At 46.1% G+C, this 25,603-nt stretch carries 33 protein-coding genes and 1 pseudogene; 10 read left to right on the top strand and 24 right to left on the bottom strand.

Going from position 1 to position 25,603, the window contains the following annotated elements:
• Nucleotides 1-271 precede the first annotated feature (271 nt).
• Nucleotides 272-569, bottom strand: a pseudogene (locus D3222_RS04345) (transposase); the annotation flags it as partial.
• A 281-nt stretch (nt 570-850) separates the two neighbouring features.
• Between D3222_RS04345 and cspE the strand changes: the two are divergent.
• Nucleotides 851-1,066: a transcription antiterminator/RNA stability regulator CspE gene (gene cspE / locus D3222_RS04340; RefSeq protein ID WP_118985040.1), complete on the top strand. Its 216-nt coding sequence runs from the start codon at nt 851-853 to the stop codon at nt 1,064-1,066.
• Between the two features lie 241 nt (nt 1,067-1,307).
• Here cspE and D3222_RS04335 read toward each other — a convergent pair whose 3' ends face one another.
• The 23 genes from D3222_RS04335 to sctN form a co-directional block, all read right to left on the bottom strand.
• A complete protein-coding gene (locus tag D3222_RS04335) occupies nt 1,308-1,700 on the bottom strand; it encodes a CesT family type III secretion system chaperone (RefSeq protein ID WP_118985039.1) in 393 nt (130 codons plus the stop codon).
• Nucleotides 1,697-2,632 carry a YopT-type cysteine protease domain-containing protein gene (locus D3222_RS04330; RefSeq protein WP_118985038.1) on the bottom strand — a complete coding sequence of 312 codons (936 nt, stop codon included), beginning with the start codon at nt 2,630-2,632 and terminating at the stop codon, nt 1,697-1,699. Before D3222_RS04330 ends, D3222_RS04335 begins: the two co-directional genes overlap by 4 nt.
• A gap of 158 nt (nt 2,633-2,790) precedes the next feature.
• Nucleotides 2,791-3,408 carry an HrpE/YscL family type III secretion apparatus protein gene (locus D3222_RS04325; protein WP_118985037.1) on the bottom strand — a complete coding sequence of 206 codons (618 nt, stop codon included), beginning with the start codon at nt 3,406-3,408 and terminating at the stop codon, nt 2,791-2,793.
• Nucleotides 3,387-4,013: a Yop proteins translocation protein K gene (locus D3222_RS04320; protein ID WP_118985036.1), complete on the bottom strand. Its 627-nt coding sequence runs from the start codon at nt 4,011-4,013 to the stop codon at nt 3,387-3,389. The genes D3222_RS04325 and D3222_RS04320 overlap by 22 nt, the downstream gene beginning before the upstream one ends.
• Nucleotides 4,013-4,723 (bottom strand): type III secretion system inner membrane ring lipoprotein SctJ, encoded by a 711-nt coding sequence (gene sctJ / locus D3222_RS04315; protein WP_118985035.1) that lies wholly within the window; start codon nt 4,721-4,723, stop codon nt 4,013-4,015. The genes D3222_RS04320 and sctJ overlap by 1 nt, the downstream gene beginning before the upstream one ends.
• Nucleotides 4,724-4,756: 33 nt before the next feature.
• Nucleotides 4,757-5,095 (bottom strand): type III secretion system inner rod subunit SctI, encoded by a 339-nt coding sequence (gene sctI / locus D3222_RS04310; protein WP_118985034.1) that lies wholly within the window; start codon nt 5,093-5,095, stop codon nt 4,757-4,759.
• Between the two features lie 75 nt (nt 5,096-5,170).
• Nucleotides 5,171-5,737: a YopR family T3SS polymerization control protein gene (locus D3222_RS04305; RefSeq protein ID WP_118985033.1), complete on the bottom strand. Its 567-nt coding sequence runs from the start codon at nt 5,735-5,737 to the stop codon at nt 5,171-5,173.
• Nucleotides 5,730-6,083: a YscG family type III secretion system chaperone gene (locus D3222_RS04300; protein WP_118985032.1), complete on the bottom strand. Its 354-nt coding sequence runs from the start codon at nt 6,081-6,083 to the stop codon at nt 5,730-5,732. Before D3222_RS04300 ends, D3222_RS04305 begins: the two co-directional genes overlap by 8 nt.
• Before the next feature lie 2 nt (nt 6,084-6,085).
• Entirely contained in the window at nt 6,086-6,340 is a 255-nt protein-coding gene (gene sctF / locus D3222_RS04295) for a type III secretion system needle filament subunit SctF (RefSeq protein WP_118985031.1), read from the bottom strand.
• Nucleotides 6,333-6,545, bottom strand: coding sequence for an EscE/YscE/SsaE family type III secretion system needle protein co-chaperone (locus D3222_RS04290; protein WP_232832394.1), 213 nt, complete (start codon nt 6,543-6,545; stop codon nt 6,333-6,335). The genes sctF and D3222_RS04290 overlap by 8 nt, the downstream gene beginning before the upstream one ends.
• Nucleotides 6,542-7,813, bottom strand: coding sequence for a type III secretion system inner membrane ring subunit SctD (gene sctD / locus D3222_RS04285; RefSeq protein WP_118985030.1), 1,272 nt, complete (start codon nt 7,811-7,813; stop codon nt 6,542-6,544). The genes D3222_RS04290 and sctD overlap by 4 nt, the downstream gene beginning before the upstream one ends.
• Nucleotides 7,810-9,660, bottom strand: a complete 1,851-nt coding sequence (gene sctC / locus D3222_RS04280; RefSeq protein ID WP_304598665.1) for a type III secretion system outer membrane ring subunit SctC — start codon at nt 9,658-9,660, stop codon at nt 7,810-7,812. Before sctC ends, sctD begins: the two co-directional genes overlap by 4 nt.
• Nucleotides 9,648-10,070, bottom strand: a complete 423-nt coding sequence (locus D3222_RS04275; RefSeq protein WP_118985029.1) for a YscB family type III secretion system chaperone — start codon at nt 10,068-10,070, stop codon at nt 9,648-9,650. Before D3222_RS04275 ends, sctC begins: the two co-directional genes overlap by 13 nt.
• Nucleotides 10,071-10,084: 14 nt before the next feature.
• Nucleotides 10,085-10,918 carry a T3SS regulon anti-activator ExsD domain-containing protein gene (locus tag D3222_RS04270; protein ID WP_118985028.1) on the bottom strand — a complete coding sequence of 278 codons (834 nt, stop codon included), beginning with the start codon at nt 10,916-10,918 and terminating at the stop codon, nt 10,085-10,087.
• Between the two features lie 114 nt (nt 10,919-11,032).
• Nucleotides 11,033-11,851, bottom strand: coding sequence for a helix-turn-helix transcriptional regulator (locus D3222_RS04265; RefSeq protein WP_118985027.1), 819 nt, complete (start codon nt 11,849-11,851; stop codon nt 11,033-11,035).
• Between the two features lie 774 nt (nt 11,852-12,625).
• Nucleotides 12,626-13,681, bottom strand: a complete 1,056-nt coding sequence (gene sctU, locus D3222_RS04260) for a type III secretion system export apparatus subunit SctU (protein WP_118985026.1) — start codon at nt 13,679-13,681, stop codon at nt 12,626-12,628.
• The gene (gene sctT / locus D3222_RS04255) at nt 13,678-14,466 is read right to left on the bottom strand and encodes a type III secretion system export apparatus subunit SctT (protein WP_118985025.1); all 789 of its coding nucleotides are present in this window, start codon (nt 14,464-14,466) and stop codon (nt 13,678-13,680) included. The genes sctU and sctT overlap by 4 nt, the downstream gene beginning before the upstream one ends.
• Nucleotides 14,463-14,729: a type III secretion system export apparatus subunit SctS gene (sctS, locus tag D3222_RS04250; RefSeq protein WP_049582485.1), complete on the bottom strand. Its 267-nt coding sequence runs from the start codon at nt 14,727-14,729 to the stop codon at nt 14,463-14,465. Before sctS ends, sctT begins: the two co-directional genes overlap by 4 nt.
• 2 nt (nt 14,730-14,731) lie before the next feature.
• Entirely contained in the window at nt 14,732-15,385 is a 654-nt protein-coding gene (sctR, locus tag D3222_RS04245) for a type III secretion system export apparatus subunit SctR (RefSeq protein WP_113024615.1), read from the bottom strand.
• Nucleotides 15,382-16,311 carry a type III secretion system cytoplasmic ring protein SctQ gene (gene sctQ / locus D3222_RS04240; RefSeq protein WP_118985024.1) on the bottom strand — a complete coding sequence of 310 codons (930 nt, stop codon included), beginning with the start codon at nt 16,309-16,311 and terminating at the stop codon, nt 15,382-15,384. The genes sctR and sctQ overlap by 4 nt, the downstream gene beginning before the upstream one ends.
• On the bottom strand, nt 16,308-17,516 hold the full coding sequence (locus tag D3222_RS04235) for a type III secretion system needle length determinant (RefSeq protein WP_118985023.1): 1,209 nt from the start codon (nt 17,514-17,516) through the stop codon (nt 16,308-16,310). Before D3222_RS04235 ends, sctQ begins: the two co-directional genes overlap by 4 nt.
• Before the next feature lie 11 nt (nt 17,517-17,527).
• On the bottom strand, nt 17,528-17,989 hold the full coding sequence (locus D3222_RS04230) for a type III secretion protein (protein WP_118985022.1): 462 nt from the start codon (nt 17,987-17,989) through the stop codon (nt 17,528-17,530).
• Nucleotides 17,989-19,311 carry a type III secretion system ATPase SctN gene (sctN, locus tag D3222_RS04225; RefSeq protein WP_118985021.1) on the bottom strand — a complete coding sequence of 441 codons (1,323 nt, stop codon included), beginning with the start codon at nt 19,309-19,311 and terminating at the stop codon, nt 17,989-17,991. The genes D3222_RS04230 and sctN overlap by 1 nt, the downstream gene beginning before the upstream one ends.
• Before the next feature lie 305 nt (nt 19,312-19,616).
• Here sctN and sctW point away from each other — a divergent pair, with 305 nt between their 5' ends.
• Genes sctW through D3222_RS04180 form a run of 9 tightly spaced genes read left to right on the top strand, consistent with a single transcriptional unit; the run spans nt 19,617 to nt 25,599 of the window.
• Nucleotides 19,617-20,489 (top strand): type III secretion system gatekeeper subunit SctW, encoded by an 873-nt coding sequence (sctW, locus tag D3222_RS04220; RefSeq protein ID WP_118985020.1) that lies wholly within the window; start codon nt 19,617-19,619, stop codon nt 20,487-20,489.
• Entirely contained in the window at nt 20,470-20,757 is a 288-nt protein-coding gene (locus tag D3222_RS04215) for a TyeA family type III secretion system gatekeeper subunit (protein WP_118985019.1), read from the top strand. Before sctW ends, D3222_RS04215 begins: the two co-directional genes overlap by 20 nt.
• On the top strand, nt 20,754-21,125 hold the full coding sequence (gene sycN / locus D3222_RS04210) for a type III secretion chaperone SycN (RefSeq protein ID WP_118985018.1): 372 nt from the start codon (nt 20,754-20,756) through the stop codon (nt 21,123-21,125). Before D3222_RS04215 ends, sycN begins: the two co-directional genes overlap by 4 nt.
• Nucleotides 21,122-21,487 (top strand): YscX family type III secretion system protein SctX, encoded by a 366-nt coding sequence (gene sctX, locus D3222_RS04205; protein WP_112879040.1) that lies wholly within the window; start codon nt 21,122-21,124, stop codon nt 21,485-21,487. Before sycN ends, sctX begins: the two co-directional genes overlap by 4 nt.
• A gap of 2 nt (nt 21,488-21,489) precedes the next feature.
• Nucleotides 21,490-21,819, top strand: coding sequence for a type III secretion system chaperone SctY (sctY, locus tag D3222_RS04200; RefSeq protein ID WP_118985017.1), 330 nt, complete (start codon nt 21,490-21,492; stop codon nt 21,817-21,819).
• On the top strand, nt 21,816-23,933 hold the full coding sequence (gene sctV / locus D3222_RS04195; RefSeq protein WP_118985016.1) for a type III secretion system export apparatus subunit SctV: 2,118 nt from the start codon (nt 21,816-21,818) through the stop codon (nt 23,931-23,933). Before sctY ends, sctV begins: the two co-directional genes overlap by 4 nt.
• Nucleotides 23,930-24,358 carry an LcrR family type III secretion system chaperone gene (locus D3222_RS04190; protein WP_118985015.1) on the top strand — a complete coding sequence of 143 codons (429 nt, stop codon included), beginning with the start codon at nt 23,930-23,932 and terminating at the stop codon, nt 24,356-24,358. The genes sctV and D3222_RS04190 overlap by 4 nt, the downstream gene beginning before the upstream one ends.
• Nucleotides 24,359-24,404: 46 nt before the next feature.
• The gene (locus D3222_RS04185; protein ID WP_118985014.1) at nt 24,405-24,683 is read left to right on the top strand and encodes an LcrG family type III secretion system chaperone; all 279 of its coding nucleotides are present in this window, start codon (nt 24,405-24,407) and stop codon (nt 24,681-24,683) included.
• A gap of 10 nt (nt 24,684-24,693) precedes the next feature.
• Entirely contained in the window at nt 24,694-25,599 is a 906-nt protein-coding gene (locus tag D3222_RS04180; protein ID WP_118985013.1) for a virulence-associated V antigen, read from the top strand.
• The last annotated feature ends 4 nt before the right edge of the window (nt 25,600-25,603 follow it).

Here is a 25,603-nt window from a genome sequence, read left to right as displayed (position 1 = left end):
ACCCATTGTGTAAACCCGATAAAGGCTGAGTGCATAGAAAACAGATCCTAAGTGATAACAGGTACTATGTAACAGAAACCGCAGTGTTAGGAGTATAGAAAGCCTTGCCGAATGGGAGCAAGGGGGAAAATGGGTAAGTGTGAGGGGCTTCTAATGGGTTTAGTTCACTTTAGCCTTATAGGTGTATGGTGCAGGGATGATTTGGTTATACCGAGAGGTACGGCATTGTATTTAATGCCGTACTTTTAATCTATTTGCTAAGGTAATTGTAGGTTAGGATTTCTAAGAGAGTGCCATAACCACCGCGTGAACGACCCTGCGCATGATCGTCAGTGATATCAGGATATTTTTTTCGCCCCTGCGGCATTTTTACTGGCGCGAATATTACTGCCATCCAGACAAATCTCAGACCTGTCAATTAAGCCTTTTTCATCGAGAGTGGACAATAAGTGGTTAAATATTTTGTCGATAATGCCTGATTTTGACCAGCGGTTAAATCGGTTATAAACCGTTTTCCAGGGGCCATAACGTTCAGGTAAATCGCGCCACAGAGCCCCTGAACAGAGAACTCAAAAATTGATAAAGCCGTAATTTAGGAAAAGGTAAAGATCAAATAGGGAAAAATAAATGAAATTAAAATTTGCTAATGACCAATCAATGTGATTTAATAGCGTCACTGGTTTGGAAGTACAGACCTATTTATGAAAAGAAAGTTAAAGCAGTTCACCATTTAGCGCTATCCCCGATACCACTTCATTGCGAATTCCTTCTAATTAGTACCCATAAGTAAAACTGAAAAACAGACCTCATAACGCCTTATGGCAACTTAATAAAATTAAAGGAAAATTCTATGTCTAATGCAATGACTGGTTCAGTAAAATGGTTTAACAACGATAAAGGTTTTGGATTTATTTCTCCGAAAGATGGTAGCAAGGATGTTTTTGTTCATTATTCTGCAATCCAGGGTAATAATTTCAAAACATTGGAAGAAGGTCAGGAAGTTTCATTCTCTGTTGAGAGTGGCGCTAAAGGTCCATCCGCAGTAAATGTTATCGTATTATCTTGATTTAACTTAACTGTTTAAATCTATTAGCGACTTTACGATAGCGATGAAGGTAATATCCTGAGTAGTTAAAGTTGTTAATGAGTAAAAACCCGCTTAGTTGCGGGTTTTTTGCATGGTGACAGAGTAGTATTTTATTTGATTCTCTATTTGGCTTATTTAACTTTTACCTTTCAGTTTAAAGAGGACTAAATATTGAAGTTCCCATTGAACTTATATCCCGGTAGTGGCTTGTATTTAGCGATCAAACCCGCATCAAGGAAGGCGGCAGATTTTTAGGCTGTTGGGTTGTGTTAGGTGTCAGGCGTTGTTCAATATCATCAATAAATCGTTCTAACCAGGCTTGTAGTTCCGCTACATCTACTTCGGCTAAAGGGCGTTGTGACCATAGAATGGCTTGTCCATCCAAATCTCCCTGGACATGAGCCGGCCAATGTTGCCCAAAAAGATTGTTGGCATGACTGACTTCGGACCCTAATTCGCAGAACAACTGTAGCCAGTTGTCGTGATAACAGCCAATCAATACTTGAAAACGTCCATCGACTTCCAGAGTGTAGATATCATCGTCGGTAGGGGACGCGGACACCCCGAGTTTAGAGAACAGCGCTTCTATAAGCTGGTGATAGTCGTGTGTCATAGTGTTTTAGGCTCGAAGTTTGAAATGTAGAAATTTTGACCTAGCCCGATTTCCTTGCTGTACATGGATTTGGACCAGAAATCTTGAGAGAACCAGTTGGAGAATGAAGTTTTGTCCGGGAAGTTGAACTCGCCGAAGTTAGGATCGAAGAAGGTAACTCCCTTCTGGTCATCTACATAGGCGGCTACTGTATGCCCGGCCATTTGTCCTTCAAAACTGATTTTCTTGTAGCCTGATCCTTTATCACCTGTATCCAGGATGGCGTTTAATAGATCTTTTGTACCTTTGGCGCCAGTTTCGCCGCTTACTTCAAGTGGACTTCGTGGTTGGATACCGTTCTCACGGAGCCAGGATTCGGTTATTTGGCTTTGCTCGGCATATGGATCTAGGCCATCCATCTGTAACTGCTTAATGGAAACCAGGGAATCAATATTAAACTGACCTTTTTGGCCGCCCACATAGAGCTGATCGAAGACACTTTCACCTTTGGCATGAGCGCTTATCCAGTGGGCAGAGATGGATTCACAAACCCCGCCGGAGGTGTCACTATGTTTCATGATTTGGTCCAGAAAGGCACCTTTGGTCTGGGCAAATTTGAAAGTCACTTCGCCGCCGTGCTTACTCGCAGAATCCCGAACGCTCCCTAGCTTAGTGCTCACCGCAAAGTGAACAATTCTGTCCTTTATCATGCTGAACGAGAAGCGGCTTTCCTGATTCTTCTTGCCATCGGTAGTTAGTTGGCGATCGAGCATGGAGTGGCCCGGTAGATTGCGTTGAATCGTCGCTGAAAGGCGTTCTAATAATCCTGGTCTGGGTGAAGAGATTTTTAGGGATTTACCCGATAGTTCCCCCTGTGGTTGATTAACGGCTGTGATATCGAGTTGTTGGGTAGGAAATATTCTTTGGTGATTAATACCTGAAATGGGAGACAATGGTCACTCCTTTAGTGGTTTCTTTTGAGGAATATGCGCTTGGATATCAGATAGAGTGAATCATAATGTTTTGTCGAAATAGAGAATATTAATAACGGCAGAAGAAATTTTCACTTTCCGTCGAAAACTGGTTACCTCTTTGAAACGTGATGGCGTCGTCAATTTTGCCATTGATTATTGATGGCTGACATCAGCGCGTCTAATTGGCTATCCAAACTGGCATCAATGATCCCGACTTCTGTTTCTAAAATACAGCCCCCTTGATCGAGACGCTCATCAGCAGTGATCTCTAAGTAGCCGATTTCAGGGAAATCTTTGTGTACCCGTGATATTTGTTCGCGAACTGTTGCGGCCTGTTCAGGATTAACGCGCAGGATAACCTGTTTTTGGTTACTGACTAATGACAGGGCCTCACGAACTACCTGTAAGGTGAGGGAAACTTGGTCATAATTTTTTAGGATTTTACGTACAGCCTGTAATACTACATTGCTCATTTGTTGTTCGACCTGCCGGTAGTATTGCTGGCATTGCAACTGGGTTTGATGAATCAGGTTAGCTTGTTCTGCGCGGGCAGCATCAATGCCTGCTTGCCAACCTAACTCTTTTTGTTGCTCATACACCGCCTGCGCGCCACGTTCAATTTCTTGTGCCTGGAGCCGGGCAGCCTCAAGCAGAGATTTGGCACTGAGGCAGGTTTGATAGTCCGCTTTACGCAGTATTTGGAGTTCAGGAGACAGTTGAAGATGCTCTGCTGTTATTTTAATAAATGGTAACATTCTGTGTTCACTTGCTTAGCCAATTTGAGACACAATGCTTGTGCCAACGGTCGTTCTGCCTGGCTGATAGGCCAGGCCGCGAGGTTTTCATGAGAGGGAAGCCGCAGGCTCAGGCGCTTAGCGAAATCGATAGGAGGAGACTCCATCGCCGTTAGCCAGAACTGTAAGGCACTGGTACGAAAATAGTTTGCATTGATTTCTGATGGTAATGAGCGCTGCCAGCCAGTCGGCCAGTTGCCGATAATGATGTCGAGATACTTTAAGCAGAAGTGATGTCCCTCTTTTCCTAGTGAGCCATGTAAGTGGCGAAGTTCTGCCGCCATTAGGCAATGGCGGATAGCTTGCCCGTGAAGTAAAGCGCCTAGCCAGGTAAGAAGTTGTTCTAAGCACGATTGCTCTAACAGGGCGATGTTTCCCAATCCAGTTGGTAATTCATAATCCACATTCAGATCAAATTGGGTTAGTAGTAGTCCATTAAGCCTGGGAGAGTTTCTCCACTCAGGTAGGGAAGATAAGACTGCAAGCCATTCTGGTGATAGATGATCAGAATGAATATAGCTGGCAGGGCAAAACCGAAACTGATAGGGCGTTAATGCTGTTACCATTATTGCATCCTGCTTCGGTGCCACAGGAATTGTGCCAGATTGCTGATAAATAACAGGGCCAATAATAGCACAAACAGTCCAATCAGCCGCCCTTGTGACTCTTCAGTCACTTGGATAGAGAACAGAGTGGAGTAGCGTGGTGCCAGCGGTACTTGACGTACGCCTGCTGCGGGTACTAATACGACACTGATCCGATCATAACTCAACCCTTCAATGCTGTTATTAACCAGTTGCTTGATTTGAGGGATGTAAGTGTCGAGTTGTACGTCCGCTGCGTGTTTGATAAACACCGAGGAAGAGGCTGGCGATAGCTTTTTGCCCAATCGGTCTTGCTCCTCGGGTAAAACAACGTGTACTCGTGCTACAAGCACGCCATCGATTTCGGAAAGTGTTCGGGCAATCTCCTGCGCTTTGGCGAAGTTGAGCCGCGCACGTTCTTCTATTGGCGAGGAGATAAGGCCGTCCTTGGGGAAGACATCTTGTAACGAAGAGAAGTTCTCCCGTGGATATCCTTTACGTTTGAGCACTTCAACAGCTTGTGCCACATCAGACTCTTCGACTAACAACTTGATATTGCCATCTTTGTCTGGTTGCTTATCAGAGGAAATGCCCGCTTCCCTGAGCAAGGCCAGCATTTCGTTGCCTTCTTTTTGGCTCACATCGGTATAGAGTTCGATTTTACAGCCAGTTAGCATCAGGATAGCGAGCATAACGCAGATTATATAGTGTTTCTTCACAGCTCCTCACTGGGCTTTCATTAGGGTTTCAATGTTTTGATTGAGTCGTCCTACCGTTTTGGCAATCAGCTCTTCTTGCAGGGTGATCCGCATCAGAGACCACTGCATTTGCATCAGGCTGTTAGGATCACTGCTAGGGACCGCTAGCTGTGTTTCCAGATCTTGTTTCGCCTGAGTAAGTTGTTGCCTGATCTGACCTAATTCATTGATCAGATTGTTTTCAATCCCCTGATCTTGATTGGACATAGCAAGTTCAAAACTCGCAATATTTTCGGCACTGGCCTGAGATGTGTTGAGTTCATCCAGGCTGGTGATCAGTGTCTCGCTTATATGTGGTAGATCCATTGTTCCTCCAAATTTAAGGTGTGTTGAGTTTATCTAGGTTGTCTATCCTTGTTTTACTGAGTGGCGGTAGATCCATTATTCTTCCAAATCAGGTTTGTGTGAGTTTCGCATCAGGTTATCCACCATACCGTTACGGGGGATCAATGTTTTCAACTCCTGCCGGATAAGGTCACTCAGGTACTCATTGCCAGGAATAGGTTCAATCTTGCCGAGTATCTTGAGGAGCACTGTCTCCTGTTGTCGACCTGTGGGGGCGAATTCACGAACAATCTTTCTAAGTTCTGGCATATCCAGTGATGGCTTGATATTGCCTGTCAAGCCACCAAACTGTGACCATAGCTGCTCTTGTACCGGAGCGATCAGCTTGTCTTCTAACTGAGCACGTTGGGAAGGCTGTTTGTCAGACGATAAAGCCTGATACCACTGCCATGTCACTTTGCGCTGTGTCGCTGGATCGAAGTCGGCTAAAACGTTTTCCAGCGGTTCTCCCTGAAGCCAGCGTTGCTGGCGCTCTTTCAGCATTTGCTGATCAGGCGTGGTTTCCAGTGCTTGCTCAAAGCTGTGCTGGTGCTTGGAACTGACCGAAGGCTGTACCGTTGGTTGCGACACGGTGTTATAGGATGGTCCTTCAATCCTATTCATGAGCCAGTTGTTCCCGCATGCCGTCAACGAAGGAGAGCAATTGTGGATCGTCGCTGCCCGCCATTCGCGTCAGTCTCTGCTCCAGAGCTGATGCCAAACCCAAACGCCACTCACACAACGCTAACCACGGTTCCAGACTGGGCCAGGGAAGATCCCGACCAAAATCCAGAGCCTGTTGATATTTGCCTTGGTTCGTTAGAGAAGAGAGCCGAATCAGGTTTGCTGCTTCTTGTCCTTCCTCGCTTGACATCAGCCAGTCGGCAATAATATTGGCTTCGTCATGACAGTGATGGCCGCTTCCAACCAGAGCAATATCTGCCAGTAGTCCTTTGAGTGAACGTGTCATGATTAGATCTTCTGTAATATGCCCTGCATCAGGTCTTTCATGGACCGGGTGACAGTAGAGTTAATGTTGTAAATTACCGACCACTTGTTGATTTTGTGTTGTAAATCAGCTAGCAAAGCAGGGTTATCAGGCCCGCCGCTGAGGGCGGCGATTGCGTCATTAACGTCGGAGTTAGCTGTGTTGGCTTGGGTCTTAAGCTGCTCAGCAACCTTATCGAGAGTATTCACTGTTGTTGCGGAAGTAAAAATTTCAGCCATGATGGTTTCCTTCTGTTGTGTTAAGTATTGTGATTGCAGCTTGGATGGCATCAGCCTCCAGTTGCCATTGTTGGTATTCTTGTACTGAACCGCCGCGTCTCAGGCGTTGTTTGATATCGTTCAGCGCCTGAGCGAGACGGTGTTGCATTTCGTTGACATAAGTGGGATTAGCACCAAACAGTCGTGCTTCCAGGGATGTCATCATGAAGCTGGGCTCCTGTTAAGTTTGACGATAAATTGTTGTCCACCCTTGATGATAACGATTGCATCTTGACGGATGGCCTCAATTCTTAAACCGTTTTCTGTGGTTGCTCCAACCGGGTAACGTAGGTTGTTTTTAAGTACCACATAGGGTACACGCCCGAAAGAAACAGCCCGGACGTCGAAATTGAGCTCATCATTGCGAGTGAGACGCTTATTATTCAGTAATACCAGTGTTGGCCGGCTGCCGAACTCTTGTTTAAATACCTGCTGTAAGCGGTAGAAGTTATGCGTCTGGTGCTCATCCAATTGACCAGTGAACTCGATACGATCATTTTTATCTTTGTAGATCAGCGAGTCGGGTAAATCATGTTTAGCCAATAACATATCCAGTCGCTTGAGGTGATTACCGGTGAACTTCGTCTGGTTTTCTATACCAAGTAAGCCCGGAACATCACGTTTGAGTAGTGACTCGATATCGTTCCATTGCTGGCTGGTATCAGTGACTTCTCCCGTAAGGCGGATCCAACCGGGTTGTTTGCCATTGCGGCTTTGCACCTGGGCATAGCCTAATTTTTGTAAAATGAAATCCACCCCCTGACGTAATTCTTCCATCGTACGCAACTCCAGCCGATAACTGAGAGAGTGAGTATCGAGATACTGTTGCAGCGCCAGCCGTTGTTGATTGAGGTCCACATAACCTTTGAGCAGTAGTGGCCCATGATCGGGCATCATTTGTACACTTATCTGGCGATAGGCTGAATCGCCATTGAGAAAACGGCGTAGTTCTTGCTCGGCGAGGCCATTGGACATGTTGCTCCTTTGCCATCCTTCATGCCCAAGCAGTGCCAGAAGACCGAGTGCCAATACAAGACAAAGTATCAACATCCCGCCTGCTACCCGGCTACGATTTTGGCGGGCAGGGCGCTGGCGTGGTGTGACCGCCAGTTCAGCGAGTTGGTTCGGGAATGCATGTTGTTGGTCACAAAAAGCCCACAATAACGGGCCAGCCTCCTGACGGGCCAGCGCTTGCAATGTCGCACCCGGTGACAGCGGTTCGCCATTCTGACTTGGTGCGACTTCACCGGCCCATTCCAACAGGCGAATTGAGTCTGGTTCGACTTCTAAGATCAGGTGCACAGGCGCAACATCCTCATCCACCAGAACGATATCTGCCTGTAGGGGGTCTGAGCCGATGGCTAAACGCCCCTCAGCTAAATTAACCTCAATACTTTTATTCAGTCCGCGGTAAAAGCGAATTTTCCAACTCATCTGTTCGCCTTATTTTGCGCACGAACACACCAGGTTTCCTTCAATGAACATTGTTGTTCAATGACTCGCCATCCGTAAGTTTTACCCATTCGGCATGAGGATAGAAATGAGCTTTTACCTGCTTGCCGTAGAGTTTCCTGTACTTGGCGGGCTGAGGATAATGGTTGGCATTGTGCACTTCCCAGAACTTTACTCAGCGATAGGCTCTGATTAGAGATATCTTGTGTTGCCAGTAATCCAGGGCGTAGATCTTGCCCGTTACCAAGAGCCAGATAATGGGCGATTCCACTGTCAATCAGACGTGGTTCAATAATGAATAGCCGTACTGATCGCCTAACTTGCTCACTGGTATTGCGAAACAAGACACCCAGATAAGGGATATCGCCTAAAAATGGCACCTTGCGTGTTATTTGACTCATTTCGTCGCGGTAGATGCCGCCAATCAGCAGACTTTGCCCATGTCCAACTCTGGCGACGGTATCGACAATGGTTCGGCTGATGGTCGGGATGCCATCCTGTCCTGAGCTATTAGGTTTCTGGTTACCGTCCTCAATATGCAGGTCTAAACTGATTTCAGGAGAGTCTCCTACTTGGATGACTCTGGGGATCATGCGTAGCATAGTGCCATAGGTAAGGCTTTTAAGCTCGGCCACCCGTTCGCCATTCACTTTCACGTAGTAGGTTTCATTGTTGTCAATGACGGCTTGCGTATTCTCCTGCGTTAAAAGCGTTGGGCGGGAAATCACCTGAGCGCTTCCTTTACTTTCTAGCAAAGTTATTTTGGCGAGCAGGTAATCCAGGCCACGGCGATCGACCAGGCTACTTAATGCGGCTGAACCGATGCTTTCCCCTTTTTCCTTACTTTCCTTTTTCCCCCCGGCGGAGGTTGTGATATCAATAATATGACGAGGCCCGGTGTTGATGCCAACTTGCCAGTCAACTCCCAGTTCTGAAAGGTTGTTTGCGTCGATGTCGACGATGGAAAGGGCAACTTCAATTCGGGCGGAGGGTTTGTCCAGTGCGTTGATCAAATGGGCGTACATGGACATCCTTTCCGGGTTATCCCGTACAATGATGGCATTTAGGGAGGGTTCTGCCTGTACGACAGCCCGGCTTGAGTAGCTTCCTCCCATAGAAGAAGATGCTTCACCAGTAACCGCGGTTACATTGGTATCACTGAGCAGACGGGAGAGAATGGTGGCTATGCCAGGCGCCTCAATACTGGTATCACGATACTGAATCTTGCGATCGACCACTGAGGCGTATTTGAGCGGGAAAATTTCCACTGTTAAGGCGCCCGTTTTTTCGCTACGTAATAATGATTGCTGTTCTAGTGCGGATGCAGTCTGATCAACCAGTTCAAGATAACGGGGAGGGCCTGATACGTAAACCAGTTGGTTACCTGGATCAGGACGCCAGCCAAAGCGTGGCTCCCAAATACCGGAACGTTTTAGGGCTTGCTGTAATTCCGTTGCGTTGGTTCGCTCAAGTTTAAGCAGGCGCGATTGTATTTCACTGTTTTTGAATACATAAAGCACACTCCCGTCGTAGTACCAGACCAAATTATAGAGAGAGGATAAATGTTGCAGGAATTCCTGAGGAGTGTCCTGCTCAAAATGGCCGTTAACTTGATCGGTCACCTTGTCGCTGACAATCACTGATGCTTCATAGTTGGCGCCGAAATTAACCAGTACATCCCGCAAGCTTTCTCCTTTTGCCAGATAGTTATAAGGCGCGGGAAACCAATCTAGATCTTGGCTATAAGCAGAGGGAAGCATCACACCGCTGATACTCAACGACAACAGTAGGGAACGGCATAGCCTTTGGAATGGTTTCATGGTTGCCATATTACCTGTTTCCATTGAGGGGCGGATTGGGTTTCCGACAATAAAGCCATGACTTGTTCCAGTAGATCGACGTGCAGAGTTAGCATCTGTTCCAGTATTTGAACATCCAAACCATCAAGGTCAAGGCGTGCTTCCAGAATAAGATTCTCTGATTCATCCAGGGTCAGTGCATGGGGAGCATGGCGTCCCCAGCGCGTAACTTGTTGCAATAGTGTTTTCAGTAATTCAGCGCCTGACGGATCTTTTGGGTTATGGCGCCAGCTTAGCGGGCTGGATAACACAAGTTCAGTTCCCTGTTGGCGAAAAAATAGGTTGTAGTTATCAATGTGCAAATGGTAATGCCCTTGTCTATCGGAAACAAAGGGCTTCTGGCCTAAGCGACTGGCCAAATGATTGAGTAGAGTTTGCATGTTTCCTCTAATAATTAGGTCGTCGATTGCCAGTGAAAATTGTCCTGTGGCAGGCACAGAAAACGGGCACAAAGCCATTTTTGCAAGTGAGTAGCCGCCTCGGTGTCATGTTCTAAAGTCGTCAACCACGCCCAACAGGATGACAGTGCTTCGGGAACCGGCATAAAAGTGGTTAGGTTGCCGCCAGTCTGGAGTGCATCTAGCCCAGTAAACCAATTGGGCCATGCTTCGCGAGCCTGGGTTTCCGTTGTCAACAGCCTTTTTTCTAATAGTTGTTTGCGTTGGTTAAGCGCTGTTTGCAAAGATATAACCTCTTGATGTTGTTGTTCTCGGCATTGAGATGAGACGCTTTCGGCTTGTTGCCAAAAATGCGCTTTAGCACGCAGTTGCCGTTCTTGGATCTGTAACTGATCAAATTCAGTGAACCAGAAGTCTATCTCTGGCTCCAACAAATGGAGCCACCAGTCAAATAGCGGCTGTAATACCCAGTGCTGTAAAAGATTTCTGTCAGCCAGGTTTATGCGGTCACCCAGTACCTTATTCCAGTCACATTCCGGTTCTGCCACCGCTCTGATGAGCTGTTGTAGGTCGTCACGCCGCAAAGTTTGACCACAATTTAACCGTCTACGAAACCAGACGGACTTCATCAAGCTTTCCAGCAGGTGTCTGGGTAGCAAGCGTTGTAATAAAATAAACTGTTGGCTATTAATAATGTCTCTATTCTGATACTGAATAGCCGATGATTTTCCGATTAATTGATCCCGGCGTGGAATTCCCGACTGCGTGACAGAGATCTTGCGGCCGAGAAACATGCTGGTTCGAGTCTGATTATGGTCTTGCTGGCTCATGCTATGCTCATCTTGCTGCTAGTCACTCTTGTCGATTAAATTAGGAATGGCCTTATTTTATCTGTCAGGCCAACGGTTAACTTGTAAAAAACGTCAGATTATTTTAGCCAATCGTTACTCTTTGCCATACCTGGCTCGACTGGGCGTGCAATTAAAGCGTCTCCGATAGCTTTGAGTGAAGTAGGATTGGCTGGAAAATCCTGCTTCCATCGAGATATCAACAATACTCATCTCACTATTGAGTAGTAGCTGATGTGCATAAAGAATGCGGCGTTCACTGATCCAGGCGCGTGGTGATATCCCGTATACCGAACGGAACAGCTCCTTGAAAGTGGTTAATCCCATACCAAATTCTTTAGCGAATTCACTGAGTTTCCACTCCTTAAGGTAGTGATTTTCCATAAAACTTTGCAAACGTCCCACTTGGCGATTGCTCAATTGTCGTAATACTGACATGAGCAAAGTGCCTTGCTCTCCAAATGCCAGTAACAATAACAACTCTTCTGTTCTGAGTTGACCCAAAGCTGTGGGGTAATCGTGAGCCAGTAGATCGACCAACCCATTTATACTTTGAGATAACAGAGGCGACGAGGTAAATGCAATTAATTCGGGTGTTGACATATTGTGCCGCTCAACTTCACTGAGCAGAGTACCAAAACGTTGCAGAAAACCGTGGAGAAAAGGGGTACTCAGGGGCAACCAGAGTAGCTTACAGGTATCACTACGCGTTTTTGCTGCATAACTGCCACGACGAACAAAAAGCAATTCGTTGTGGGAGATATCGTAGGTATTGGTGCTGTCCTGCCATGTCATTTCACCTTCGAGCAGGATATATATCCCTTCTTGAGGGTGCTCTATAACGTTAAAAGCAGGCATGCTACGCTGGAATAGCGAGATATCCATTCCCTTCCCTGATGTTGTGATGCCGTTCATTCTATTGTCCTGGATCTGTTGGTGTATGTCTTAAAAATACAAATCACATTATTATTATTAATAGATATTTTCTTTAGTTTCGCTGCCTTAAATAGACAGAAAGAATAGTTCTACGTATTTAACCTGATGGTTAACTATAGCACCTTTTAATTAAAATGATTTTTGCTAGTGGGCCTATTATGTTCCTTGGTCCAAATATCGTATTATTCTCACGTTTTATAAACACTTTATAAACGAAGAGTAAAAAGTGATCATTCTTTGCACGATAACGATTGCTTATAAATTTTGCACTCTTTAGCTATAAACTAAGCCTTTTGTCTTGACTGATATTGATAGTTATCTCCTTTTATTCAGGCAATCTATTAGTGATTCATAATACGTTAGTAATTATAATGGATGATAGCGAGAGTAATATTAACGAATTAACCGATATAGAAGTCAGCGCAAAGTGAAGTCCAAATAGCTACGTGTAATATAAATCACTTATTAATAAATTCAATCTGGTTTCAGCTATTTGATCAATCGATAAAAACAGAAAATCAACCTAACCGAATTGGATTGTTTATTATAATATTGTTTAAGTAATGTTAGGTTATTAGCAGTAATTTTTATTTATATTAAATTTGTTGTTATTATGTAATTGAATCGTAATGCTTAAGAAACGAATCTGAATTATATTTCATTTGTATTGAACATTGGCGAAGTATTTTAAACGCCAATGTTCAGTTTATATATGTTCAGTATGACCGCCAAAAAACGCTGTTTAGGAACAGGTTACGGCTCGGAAGCACGATCTTGCCACTGTTCTAGCCAGCGTAAAACTTCCGCGGTAGCTTGGATAAGATCAGCCGGAATATAGTGATCTATCAGGCTATCTTGATAAAGTGCTCGTGCTAGAGGAATGCGTTGTAATACCGGAATACCTTCCTCTTCGGCAATACGTCGAACTTGTAGGGCCTGCGCATCGGTGAACTTGAGTGTAATAAGGGGTAACGGTGTCTCTCCTTTCTTATAACGGATACCTACTGCAATGTGAGTTGGGTTGGCGACGATCACTGATGAATTCTTGACGCTAGCGCGCATATTGCTTGATTGTAATTCTTGGTGAAATTGGCGTCGTTTGCTTTTGATCTCTGGGCTACCTTCACTCTCTTTATACTCCCGTTTGATCTCGTCTTTGCTCATTCTAAGCTGTTTAATATGTTGGTAATGTTCAAAGGCATAATCGGCAATAGAAATCACGATAAACCCTATGCCACATACGGTCATTAGTTGGGTTAACATTATTCCGAGTACAGGGATAATGCATCCTTCCCCACACTCTGGCAGGCGCAGTAATGCTTGTAGATTGCCTGCCAGAGTCACCCAGACCAAGGTACAGAGCAGCCCTACTTTAAGTATCGATTTGATGAATTCCACCAGACTTTTGATAGAGAAGATTCTCTTGGCACCTTCAACAGGGTTGATCTTTTTAATATCAGGCTTGATGGAATGTCCACTAAGTAGAAAACCGTATTGAGCGAAGTGTGATACCAGCGATAGCAAAGCGGAAACGCTTAGAATTGGCAGGCAGAGGTAGACCAGCTCTTGCATCAGGTTTTCAACCACATGGTTGAAGGCTTGGGGAAAGGGTTTGTCCAGCAGATTAGCTGGGATTAGCATCAGTTTACTCAGATGCTCCAAATAGTATTCAGACATGACCATCATCATGCCGACCAGCCCCAGGATCAAGGAACTCGATACCACTTCGTTACTTTTGGTTACCTGGCCTTTCTTCCGGGCATCTCTGAGTTTCTTTGGGGTAGGTTTTTCAGTCTTTTCTCCGCTCATGGCGTCTCCAAGATAGGGATTAACATACGTACCGGGGAGAGAATTAACAGCACCTTATCATGGGCATGGTGCATCAATAACTGGATATAGATAACCAATAACAGGCTGGCAATTGCGCTTTTGATCGGCATTGCTAACACGAAAACGTTGAGAGAAGGAGCGAACCGGCTAATCAGTGCCAGTCCGAACTCTGCCAGAAACATGGCGATTAGCAAAGGAGCTGCCATTAAAGCGCAGAGTTGTAGTAGATAGCTAAACTGTCCATAGAAAAAGTGGAGCCACTGGTTGGTAATTTGGGGGAAAAATTGCGTTACCGGCCAACTGTTATAACTCTGAAATAGGGCACCGAGTAGACCAAGAAAAGCGCCGCCGGAGAAAAAAAGTGTGATCAGTGTTTGAGTCAATAACAGACCCGTGGGGGAGGTTTGACTTCCCAGGGAAGGGTTAAGCACTGAAGCCATTGTTGCTCCCCGTTGGTTATCTATAATGAAACCCGTGGCTTCCATAGCCCAAAATGGGATAGAAGCGATAAAGCCGATGAGCAGACCAAGCAGGACTTCTTTACCGAGCAACAGAGTCAATTCCAGGCTGCCTAATGTGGGCAGCTGACCACCGGCTACTGTTGGATAAGCATAAAGGGCCAGTGAGCAGGCTACGCCGTTGCGAATTAGCCCACCACCTAGCATCTGTTTGCTGAGCACGGGAAATATCACAAAGCAGCTCATGATGCGTGGTAACAACAGGGTATAAGCAAGTATTTGCTGCTGGAGCTCTGGTAGGGTCATTTGATCAGTGGCACCTTAAGAAAGGTCATATTGGCGAAGCTGTAGAGTTCGTTGCCAAGCCAGGTAGCTGTAGCGAATAGGGTAATAATGACCGCAACTAATTTGATAACAAAACCCAATGTTTGTTCTTGTATTTGGGTGAGTGCTTGGATCAACGAGACCAATGTTCCCACTGCCGCAGCCATGAGTACCGGTGGTAGGGAAAGGATTAACACTAACCAGAGAGATTGGCTAGTGAAATGCAAAATATCAGCATTACTCATATTCAATCTCCATAACTGATAACAAGGCCATGTGTCAGGCGTGTCCAGCCATCAAGCAGGACAAATAACAGTAATTTGAAAGGCAGAGAGATAGTCATTGGAGAAACCATCATCATCCCCATTGCGAGCAGAATGTTAGAAATAATGAGATCGATTGCAATAAACGGTAGATAAAGAAGAAACCCAATTTCAAAAGCCCGGGTTAATTCACTGACGGTAAAGGCAGGTAACAGTATCAATAGGCTGTCTGGTTCTAGCCGATCTGCATACTGGCTTGGCCAAATTTGTCGGGTACTATCGATAAAGAAAGTACGTTCACTGGGCTTAATATGTTGTTTGAGAAAATTCCGGTAAGGTGTCAGGCCCTCTTCCACAAATTTATCGACGGATTGCGCATTGCTGAATGAAACTTCATTTTGACGCAGGTAATCTTGAGTGGCGAAACCCACTGGAGCCATCACATAGATAGTGAGGATAATTGCCAATCCGTACATAGCCATGTTGGGTGGGATCTGCTGTACGCCCAACGCGTTACGCAGTAAGGAAAATACCACAGCCAGTTTGAGAAAAGAGGTTGCCATCACGGCAATAAAGGGAAGCAGAGCCAGTAAAGCCAGACCGATGATGAGATCCAATTCGTTCGGTAGTTGGATCATGATTGTTTCTCCACGGAGAGATGTTCGACTCTTACTCCCAGACGTCCCTCAATATCCACCAACCGCCCTGAGCCCAGGCATTTCTGATTGACGAGAATACGAACTTCACCGTCCGAAGGAACACCAAGATCGAGTAATGAGCCGGGTTGCAGGCTGGTGAGTGTCTGTAGATCCAAGGTCTGACGGCCCACTTCGAAACTGATATGAACCTCAAGATCGTTTAAGTCTGTTACTGGCAGAGTGTTGTCGGAACTGTCAGGAGAAGGTGTGTGCATAGTGATTAACTCCAATTTATGGTCATGGGATTTAAAATAGGCCCAAGGGCGTCCTTCCAGATGTACTAATAAAGGGTCATCTGATTGTTGCTGTGGGGGCAGTAGCAGCACATCCCCTGATTCCAGAGTACGAAACCTATCTAAAGTCAGGATTATTGCCCCCCATTGTAGAGAAAGTCGTAATGGAATAGGCAGGCATTCGCCAAGTTGACGTTTTGGCAATATGGCAATTAAGGGGGATGGCTCTGGTAACCAGAGCGGCAATGTGGCCCCTGGCCGTTCAAAGCATAGTCGTAAACAAGCTGACAAAGGGCGTTCTGACGTGGTACTCAGTGCTGACCATGATAGAGTGGGTAGCACTTTGCTCTGATATTCCAGTAGTGCCAACAGCAGATCTTGAGGGAGTGATGTGAGGTCCGCTTGTTGTAGATCAGGAGCGAGCCACAGCGCTAGCTCGGCTGCATGGCAGTAAAAGGAAAAAGTTTGTCCCTGCCAATGGGCGATCAGTACCCTGTCTAACGTTTGGGGAGGGGAGATCACATCTAGGGAGAGATGGCTATTATCCCAACTAAATTGTTGCTGGTGGCGACTCAGAGTCTGATGCAGCGTTAATTCTTCCAATGAAACTTTGGATAAGGTCAGGCTATTCATGCATCTTTTTTCCATTCTTCATATACACTGCGACGTTGACGTGATCCGTGTTCACCATCCGTTTGAGACGGAAGGGAGAGTTCGACAGTTTGTGTTGGGTAAAGAAGCTGTAAACGTTCAATCAGTTCAAAACGTGCCTGTTTCAAGAGTTGTTGAGCGGCGGGATTCGCCAAAATCTCTATTTGAAGTTTGCCATGCTCGTTGGTGAGTTGGATCTCAAGCTCCCCCAAGCCAGGGAGTGTCAGATGTAATGTCGCCGGACGCTGCTGCTGTGTTAGTTCGATACTGATCTCCACACTCAGTTTGTCGATCAACGCTGCCAAAAGAGGAGATATGGTTGAAGTTGCTTGCATTGAGGCGAGGATGCGCTCCCCCGGCAGAAGTTGTGTTTGTGGGAAGAAAGGCGTTTTCCCTTCTGATCCACCAGAGTGAGAGGATTGAGAGTCGGACTCTTTTGGCTTTGATACCAACAACTGGTATGTCTCGATTTCAGCTAGTGTTTTTCTTTCCGCAGTGTTGATTTCGTTGGCATGGCGGGCAGGTATAGGTAAAGTCGGGTCTGTCTGTTGATGAAGAGTGGAACCGTATTGTGTGTCTGGCTGAGATGGGGATCGGCCAGGCGTTGTTTGCATCCCAAGTGTTGTTTGCATAACTGTATGATATGCCAGTTCATCGTTTGCGTCTTGCGGTACAGGAATCTCGGTTGTGTCAGGATAAGAAGTCACAGAGGACATGATATCAACCGGTTTTAGGTCAGAAACTGACAAGGTGTTCAGGTTTGACTGACGTGTTGGGACTTCGGGTGTTGGCAGAGACTCCCTTATCTCGTTAGTGATCTCACTAAGGTGATGAACGGAGCCTAATAAGCTTTTTTTCTGATTTTGAGGCAATGTAGGTATGTTATGACCTGACAATGCTAGGGCTTGCTTGCGTGGATCATCAATTGCCAGAATTGCCGGTTGGGGAGAGTCGAATGAGGGCTGCTCCTCATCTGAGTCATGTGTGTCATGTTGATCGGCAGTTTTACTGTTTGTTGTCGTGTTGGTTAACGGTTGTTCCGCCCGTCGTGTGGTTGACTGGCGTGTGTTGGCGGCGTGAGAGGTGATAGCTAGCTCGAAACGGCGTTGCAAATCTGCGTCTGCCTCTGTGGGGGACGACGTTGGGAGGGAGGAGACACCTTTGCTGATGGCTGTCAGTGGGTTCATACTCTTCTGTTTTACACTCTTTCTTGGCGATGGAACTCTTCTTGTTCCAGCTCTTCCTGGTATTCACCTTGGGCACGGATCGCCTCTTGTTGCTGGCGACCCAATTCATTAAATTTTTCTTGCTGTTGGCGTGCGTGGTGCAGTACACGTTGACATTCTTGTAATTGACGGAGTTCCAGCTCCACTTTTTCGGTCATTTCAGCCACTTGTTTTTCCAGTTGCGCTTCATTTTCGCGTAACAGGGCAACTTGTTGCTGCCAGCGTTCAAGACCTTTGCGGTCAATAGGTTGGCCCTGACATAATTCAAAAAGCCGTTGCTCTTCTTCTATTCGCCATTGACAGTAATCTTGCAAGGTTTGCAAAGCCTGCTGATGGTGCTGACGGGCCATTTGTAGTTTCGTTTGTTGCAAGGAAAAATGTTTTTCAGCGCGTTCGACTCGCAAGGTTTTTATGCGTTGTAAACGGCTAATCATTATTTTGTTATCTGCTGTAATTGAGCTAAGGTTTGCGGTAAATCACTCGGCTCATGGGTGCCTTGGCGTAACCAGCCACGTATTGCTTCAATGCGCGCAATGGCAGTGTCGGCAACGGGATCTTGCCCTTTTTGATACTCTCCAATCTGCAACAAGAGCTCAATTTCTTCATATTTAGCTAGCCATTTGCGCAGCAGGCCAGCCTGAGCCTGATGTTCAGGAGTGATAATTTGATTCATCACCCTGCTGGCGGAACGTAACACATCAATAGCTGGATAGTGGTTAGCCGCAGCCAGCTTACGTGACAAAATAATGTGACCATCAAGGATAGAGCGGGTCTCGTCTGCCACAGGCTCTGTCATGTCATCGCCTTCCACCAAGACGGTATAGAGGGCGGTAATCGAACCTTTGTCGGATTGACCAGCACGTTCCATTAGCCGTGGCAAAGCGGCAAACACGGACGGGGGATAACCACGTCGGGTTGGCGGCTCGCCGGCAGCCAGACCTATTTCTCGTTGCGCTCGGGCGAAACGGGTCACTGAATCCATCAGTAGGAGTACACGTTTGCCTTGATCACGAAAATATTCAGCGATTGATGTAGCGACAAATCCTGCTTTAGCTCGCTCCATTGCTGGGCGATCTGAGGTTGCTACCACCAGCACTGAGCGTTTTAGCCCCTCTTCACCGAGATCTGATTCGATAAATTCCCGCACTTCACGGCCACGTTCACCGATGAGTGCCAGCACGGTAACGTCGACTTCGGCGCTACGAATCAACGTAGATAACAGTGTACTTTTTCCGCCACCGGCTGCGGCAAAAATCCCCATACGTTGACCTTCACCACAAGTGAGTAAGCCATCAATAGCTCGCACACCGAGAGAGAGCGGGTGCTCAATCCGTTTACGACTCATGGGGGCCGGCGCATCTCGGTAAACCGGATACCAGGCTTGTGGCTCCGGTAATTGACCGCCGGAAAATGGATTACCTAGCCCATCAAGGACTTGTCCTAACAGGTAGTCACCCACGCCAACTTGGTGCATGGCTCCGGTTGGACTCACTTCAGTATTTGAAGAAATACCAAACATCTCGCCAAGAGGTGTTAGCAAGGCTTGATGTTGTTGGAACCCAATGACTTCTGCCAAAAGTGACAGCGAGTTATCAGGATTACGTAAATGACAAAGTTCACCTATCCGCACACCGGGAATAACGGCTTTAAGTAGTGTACCCGTGACCTGAGTAACCCTGCCGCGAATCTGAATTAGTCGGCATTCATTAATGGCGTGGCGCATTTTGCCGGGAATATGGTCAAGGGAAAGCTTCATGATCGTTTATATAACCTCTGCTACGAATACTATAAAGAAGGGAAGGAGGAAGGGATTGCAATCTGAGTCGGGAGTTTTTAGAAAATGGTTGGAGTTTACCTGGCTGTTCTCTGCTTTATCGGTGAAATTTTCTATTTTATTCACAGCGTGTTGCTCATGTTTTATAAGTCTTATATCAGAGCAAAAGGGCTCTTCCTTGAGTTACGGCAGGTTTTGCTAAAAATTCACGACTGATTTTGGCATAGGCACTGGGACGGTATCTTTATAATTTGTTCATTATTAACTCTGACATGACAAGGTAGACTATGGATATTATCCAGAATCATCTTCATTCGGTAACTTTATCAGAACTGGGTGCCGGGGTTACCGCACAACAGGAACAGGCTAAGGTAGGTCAATTTCAGGGAGAGAAAGTCGTGCTGGTATCAGCATCCCAGTCTTTTGCTGATGCGGCCGAAGAGATGACTTTTGCATTTTCGGAACGCAAGGATATGCCACTCTCTAAACGTAAAGTTAGCGATGGACATGCCAGGGTGCGAGAAATTGAGACGCTGGTGGGTGAATATTTGCAGAAGGTGCCAGATTTAGAGCGTCAACAAAAAGTCAACGCATTGATCTCTCACTTAAATAGTGCTCAGTTGACTAATATTGCTCAACTACAGGCTTATCTGGAAAGTTTCTCTGGAGAGGTGAGTGAGCAATTCTATGCGCTAAGTCAGGCCCGCGATGCGCTGGCAGGCAGGCCAGAGGCACATGCCATATTGACATTGGTTGAACAGGAATTGTCTCGTTTAGCGCAAGAGCAGGGAATTGCTATCGAGTTGGGCGCTCGCATTACGCCTGATGCGACGGTAGCAGCTAGAAATGGGGTTGGTAATTTGCAAGCATTGCGCAACATCTATCGTGATGCGGTTATGGATTATCAAGGGTTGTCGGCTGCCTGGCGGGATATTCAATCCAATTTCAAGAGTAGTTCCCTGATGGAAGTAACAGGATTCATCATGAAAGCGTTGAGTGCTGATCTAGACAGCCAACAGCGGCAACTTGATCCTATTAAGTTGGAACGTGTGATGAGTGACATGCATAAACTCCGTTTGCTTAACAGTTTATCGGTTCAGGTCGAGCATTTATGGAAAAGCGTGGTAGAGGGGGAAAGTCATGGCATACGGGCCTTCTGACCTTATGGGGGATGTCGTTTCTCTGGTTGAGAAACGTTGGGCCAATGTGCGGGATGTTGAAATGCTCGGTCATGCTTTGGGATTGCAGGATAGCCAAGCTCAAATTCATTTCTACCGGGAGTTGAAACGATTGATTCGATTGATTCCGGTAGAAGTGTTCAGTGATGAAGAACAGCGCCAAAACCTGCTTAATGCTTGTCAACTGGCGCTAGATACAGCAATTGAGAGAGAAGAAGACGAATTGTGGTCGGGAGAGGGAGCATCATGAACTGGATAGAACCACAGTTACTCCAGTTTTGTCAGGATTTAGGTATGGAGATGTCTGATGCTTCTAGCCCCTTGATCCAAATCGATTTTGAATATTCTGGTACGTTACAAATTGAGCACTATGGTGGCGCGTTAACACTTTGGCTGGCTCGTGAGATTCCTTGGCATCAGGGAAAAGAGGTAATGGTTAAGGCGATGCTGCTCACTTTCAGTGGTCAGGGGCCTGAACTGCCCTTGCGCTGTGGCTGGCTGGGAGAAGATCGTCTGTTATTGTTCGTGACATTAGATGAACGACATATAACCTTGCCCTTGCTGCATCAGGCATTTCGCTCTTTGCTAAGAGTACAGCGTGAGGTGCTCGCTTCGTGAGCAAAATCGCTGCCGCCCATATAGGAATTGAGCAACTTACGGCGATCAGTCGGGAAGAGATAGAGGTTAGCTTACCTGATCGCTACGCATTGTTGCCCGATGGTCAATCCGTTGAGACTCACGCCGCACGTCTTTATCCGGCCAACAAGGCTGATCAGGCTTTGTTGGCTTTTGCTTGTCCGCAAGATGGGTTTCACTCTCTGTTGCGTCCACATGATTTTCGTCAGGCTGTTAGTGGTCTGCGTACAATTTTGCAACAAGGTAATGACATCAGGGTACAGCATGCTGTCTCCCTGTTGGAAAAGATGAATCAAGATGAACAGTTGTTGCAGATGGCTCTGCACCTGTTGCACAAGGTATGACCATGACTCTCAGTGCTAAACAGCAGAGCGCTCTGTTGCTACTCGGCTGGCTTCAACTTCAATACGGTCATCCTGACCGAGCTCGTATTTTATTGGATGCATTACTGGTTTTGCATCCTGAACATCAGGAAGGGCGTCGTGCCTTGGTGGTTTCATTACTTAAACTGCAAGAGGGGAGCATAGCAAAAGAACATTGCACTCTCTTACAAGAGCAGGGTGAACAAAGCGCCGCCCTCTGGCTTTGTGTTAGCCGTGCCTGTCAACAGGAAGGGAATCTGGAAGAAGCACGCAGTGCTTATCAGCGTTATCTCGCTCAAGAGGCTCTGTTATGAACCGTGGGTTTGAGTTATTGCGCCTGATTGGTGAGCGTAAAGACATCATGTTGGCAATGTTGTTGCTAGCTGTGGTCTTCATGATGGTGTTGCCGCTTCCGCCTATCCTACTTGACATTTTGATCGCCATTAATATGACCATCTCTGTTGTGCTCATGATGATGGCTGTCTATATAAATTCCCCTTTACAATTTTCCGCTTTTCCTGCGGTCTTGCTGGTGACAACGCTATTTCGTTTGGCGCTTTCCGTCAGTACCACCCGGATGATTCTCCTGCAAGCGGATGCCGGTAAGATAGTCTATACCTTCGGTAATTTCGTTGTCGGTGGTAACTTGATTGTCGGGATAGTAATCTTTTTGATCATCACAATTGTACAATTTATCGTCATAACCAAAGGTTCGGAGCGGGTGGCTGAGGTTAGTGCTCGCTTTTCTCTTGATGCTATGCCTGGCAAGCAGATGAGTATCGACGGAGATATGCGTGCTGGTGTTATTGACGTCCATGAAGCTAGGGAGAGGCGTAGCATTATCGAAAAAGAGAGCCAGATGTTTGGTTCGATGGATGGTGCGATGAAATTTGTTAAGGGTGATGCGATTGCGAGTCTCCTCATCATCTTTGTCAACATTTTGGGCGGGATAACCATAGGTGTCACCCAGAAAGGGATGTCAGCGTCCGATGCATTGCAGCTCTACGCCATTTTGACCGTTGGTGATGGTATGGTCTCTCAGGTTCCTGCCCTGTTGATTGCGATTACGGCAGGCATCATTGTTACCCGAGTTTCGTCGGAAGACTCCTCTGATCTGGGTAGTGAGATTGGTGATCAGGTCGTTGCTCAACCAAAGGCACTATTGATTGGCGGTGTTTTATTGGTGCTATTTGGCCTTATTCCTGGATTCCCTACATTAACTTTCTTAATACTTGCACTGGTGGTGGCGGGTGGCGGTTATTTTCTGTTTCAGCGCCAGCGACAAGCCAATGCCAGTCAGCAAGCTGATCTTCCTAGCCTGTTAGCTCAGGGGGCAGGTGCACCAGCGGCCAAACCTAAACCTAAGAGCGGCAGTAAGGCCAAAACTGGAAAACTGGGTGAGAAAGAGGAATTTGCTATGACGGTTCCTTTACTTATTGATGTGGATGCGGGATTACAGGCTGAGCTGGAAGCTATTTCACTGAATGATGAATTAATACGAGTACGACGTGCACTCTATTTAGATTTGGGCGTACCCTTTCCAGGTATTCACTTACGTTTTAATGAGGGAATGAAGGAGGGAGAATACCTGATCCAACTACAAGAGGTGCCTGTTGCCCGTGGTCGGCTGCGTTCAGCACATTTGCTGGTACAGGAACCGACTAATCAGTTGGAGTTACTGGCTATCCCTTATGAAGAAGGGGAACCGCTATTACCTAATCAGCCTACCCTGTGGGTAGCCGAAGCACATCAGGAACGTTTGGCTAAATCAAGGCTGGCGTTTTTATCCATGTCTCAAGTGATCACTTGGCATTTGTCACATGTGTTGCGGGAGTACGCTGAAGATTTTATTGGCGTGCAGGAAACCCGTTATCTTCTGGAACAGATGGAAGGTAGTTATGGGGAGTTGGTCAAGGAGGCTATGCGCATAATCCCATTGCAGCGGATGACGGAGATACTGCAACGATTGGTTGGAGAGGACATCTCTATTCGTAATACACGTACGATTCTCGAAGCTATGGTGGTGTGGGGTCAGAAGGAAAAAGATGTAGTGCAGTTGACGGAATATATTCGCAGTAGCCTTAAGCGTTACATTTGTTACAAGTATGCTAATGGCAACAACATTTTGCCCGCCTATCTGTTGGATCAGCAGGTAGAGGAGCAGATTCGGGGAGGTATTCGTCAAACGAGCGCGGGTAGTTATCTGGCACTAGATCCGGCGGTAACGCAAAGTTTCCTTGAACAGATGAAAAAAACGGTGGGCGATTTAACGCAAATGCAAAATAAGCCGGTGTTGATCGTATCAATGGATATTCGCCGTTATGTACGTAAGTTAATTGAAGGTGATCACCACGGCTTGCCAGTGCTCTCGTATCAAGAGTTGACTCAACAGATCAATATTCAACCGCTTGGTAGGGTGTGTTTATGAACCGTGATCCCCTTATACCTTGGTTTGAGGAGCAAGGTTATTCAGTGCAGCCTCATTGTATGGGGAGTAGCCCAATTCCTCTTGGCTGGCGTGTGTGGTGTGAAGGTTGTGAAATTGCCTGGCGTTGTGATGCACCGCGAGTTTGGATCGTGATGTTACGCCGTACCCGGCAGCGCCGAGGGCTTGCTAATCCGTTTGCGCCTCTTTATCTGTTGGCAACAGCAACGATGGCAGTGCTTGGGCCGGGCAGCCGTCTTTATGGTCAAGTTAATACTTTGGTTGATTCTCCCCTTAATGATGAACGTTTAGCCCGGTTTTATCACCGCTGGACAGGCGCGAGTGAGATTGCGCCTGGCTGGTTCGAGTTAGAAGCCAGTTGCGTTATATCGTTACATCAAATGAGAAAACAACAAAAAAAAGTCTAACTTTGACAGGAAGAATCAATATCTCTCTTTATTATAGGAGTCACTGATGCAAGAGGAACCCAACGCCAAAGTACTGCAAGCTGCCGAGGCAGCTATTAAGGACAGTGATCACAGACTGCAACTGTTGCAGGAGATGTGGCAGTCTCTTGGCATCAATCCAAATGTGGGTGCAGAACTGTTTGGTCACACTGACGTTACTTTGGTTCAGAGTGCTGAGCAAGAGTTGCTGACAGAAGTTAATCGCTTACGAAGCAACCATCCTCACTCTTTAGAAGAGGGAAAGCGTCTCCGTCGCCCACCTCGTATGCGCGGCATTATTGTATAAGGATTTGAAGGTGGAAATTAGGCCATATCAAAGTGACCCACAGCTTTTCTTGAAAGATTTGGAAGCAGTTCCGCTAGAGCAACTACAAGGCTCTAAATCTTCGAAGCTTGATGAACTGGTTAAACTTATTCTTGATAAGAATATTAAGATTGAAAACGATTCCAAGGATATTACTAAAGATGAAAAACTCCTGAAAAAACTTATTGCCTATTTTCTGCCAGCGGGTGCTGTTGCTGAGTGGGAGAGTGTAGGTAGGATCGAGAATCTTAAATCTTTCTTGAATAGCCCGACATTAAATACTGACTGGACATTAAAAGATTTTCTGGCTGCGGTTCATTTTAATTTAACGCCGGATCGTCTTGATAATGATGTAATCAATATATTTGTTTCTGTTATGTCAGGTCATGATAAAAAACGACGTGAGTTGCGTGATGAATTAGCAGCATTGACCGCGGAGCTAAAGATTTACAGTGTTATCCAGTCGGAGATTAATGCGAAGTTAGCAGCTAATGGGACACTTAATATTACCGATTCCGGTTCCTTCAATTTGTTGGACCATAAGAAATATGGTTTTAGTGATCAGGCCGCTTTTGAGAAAAGTGCTGAATATACACTGTTAAAGAAGATATCTTCTGACTCTAAAATTTCTATTAAGGCATTTTTAGAGAGTCCTAATAAGCAAAGTGGCGCTATGACAGGTTTGGCGAATTCTTACGAATATGATAAAGAAAATAATCGTTTAGCCAACTTTTCTACTTCGGTTAATGATCGTGTAAATCCACTAAACAATATTGTCCAGGAAAAAACAACGCGCTTAAATGAGGCTAGTTCCCGTTATAACGCGGCTATCGAGGCATTAAACCGTTTTATTCAAAAGTATGACAGCATTATGCGCAATATTCTCGGCGCAATTTAAGGAA

Origin of the sequence: Photorhabdus sp. CRCIA-P01 (assembly GCF_003545805.1) — a bacterium.
Classification (GTDB): Bacteria; Pseudomonadota; Gammaproteobacteria; order Enterobacterales; family Enterobacteriaceae; genus Photorhabdus; species Photorhabdus antumapuensis.
This window is presented reverse-complemented; position numbering and strand designations above follow the sequence as displayed.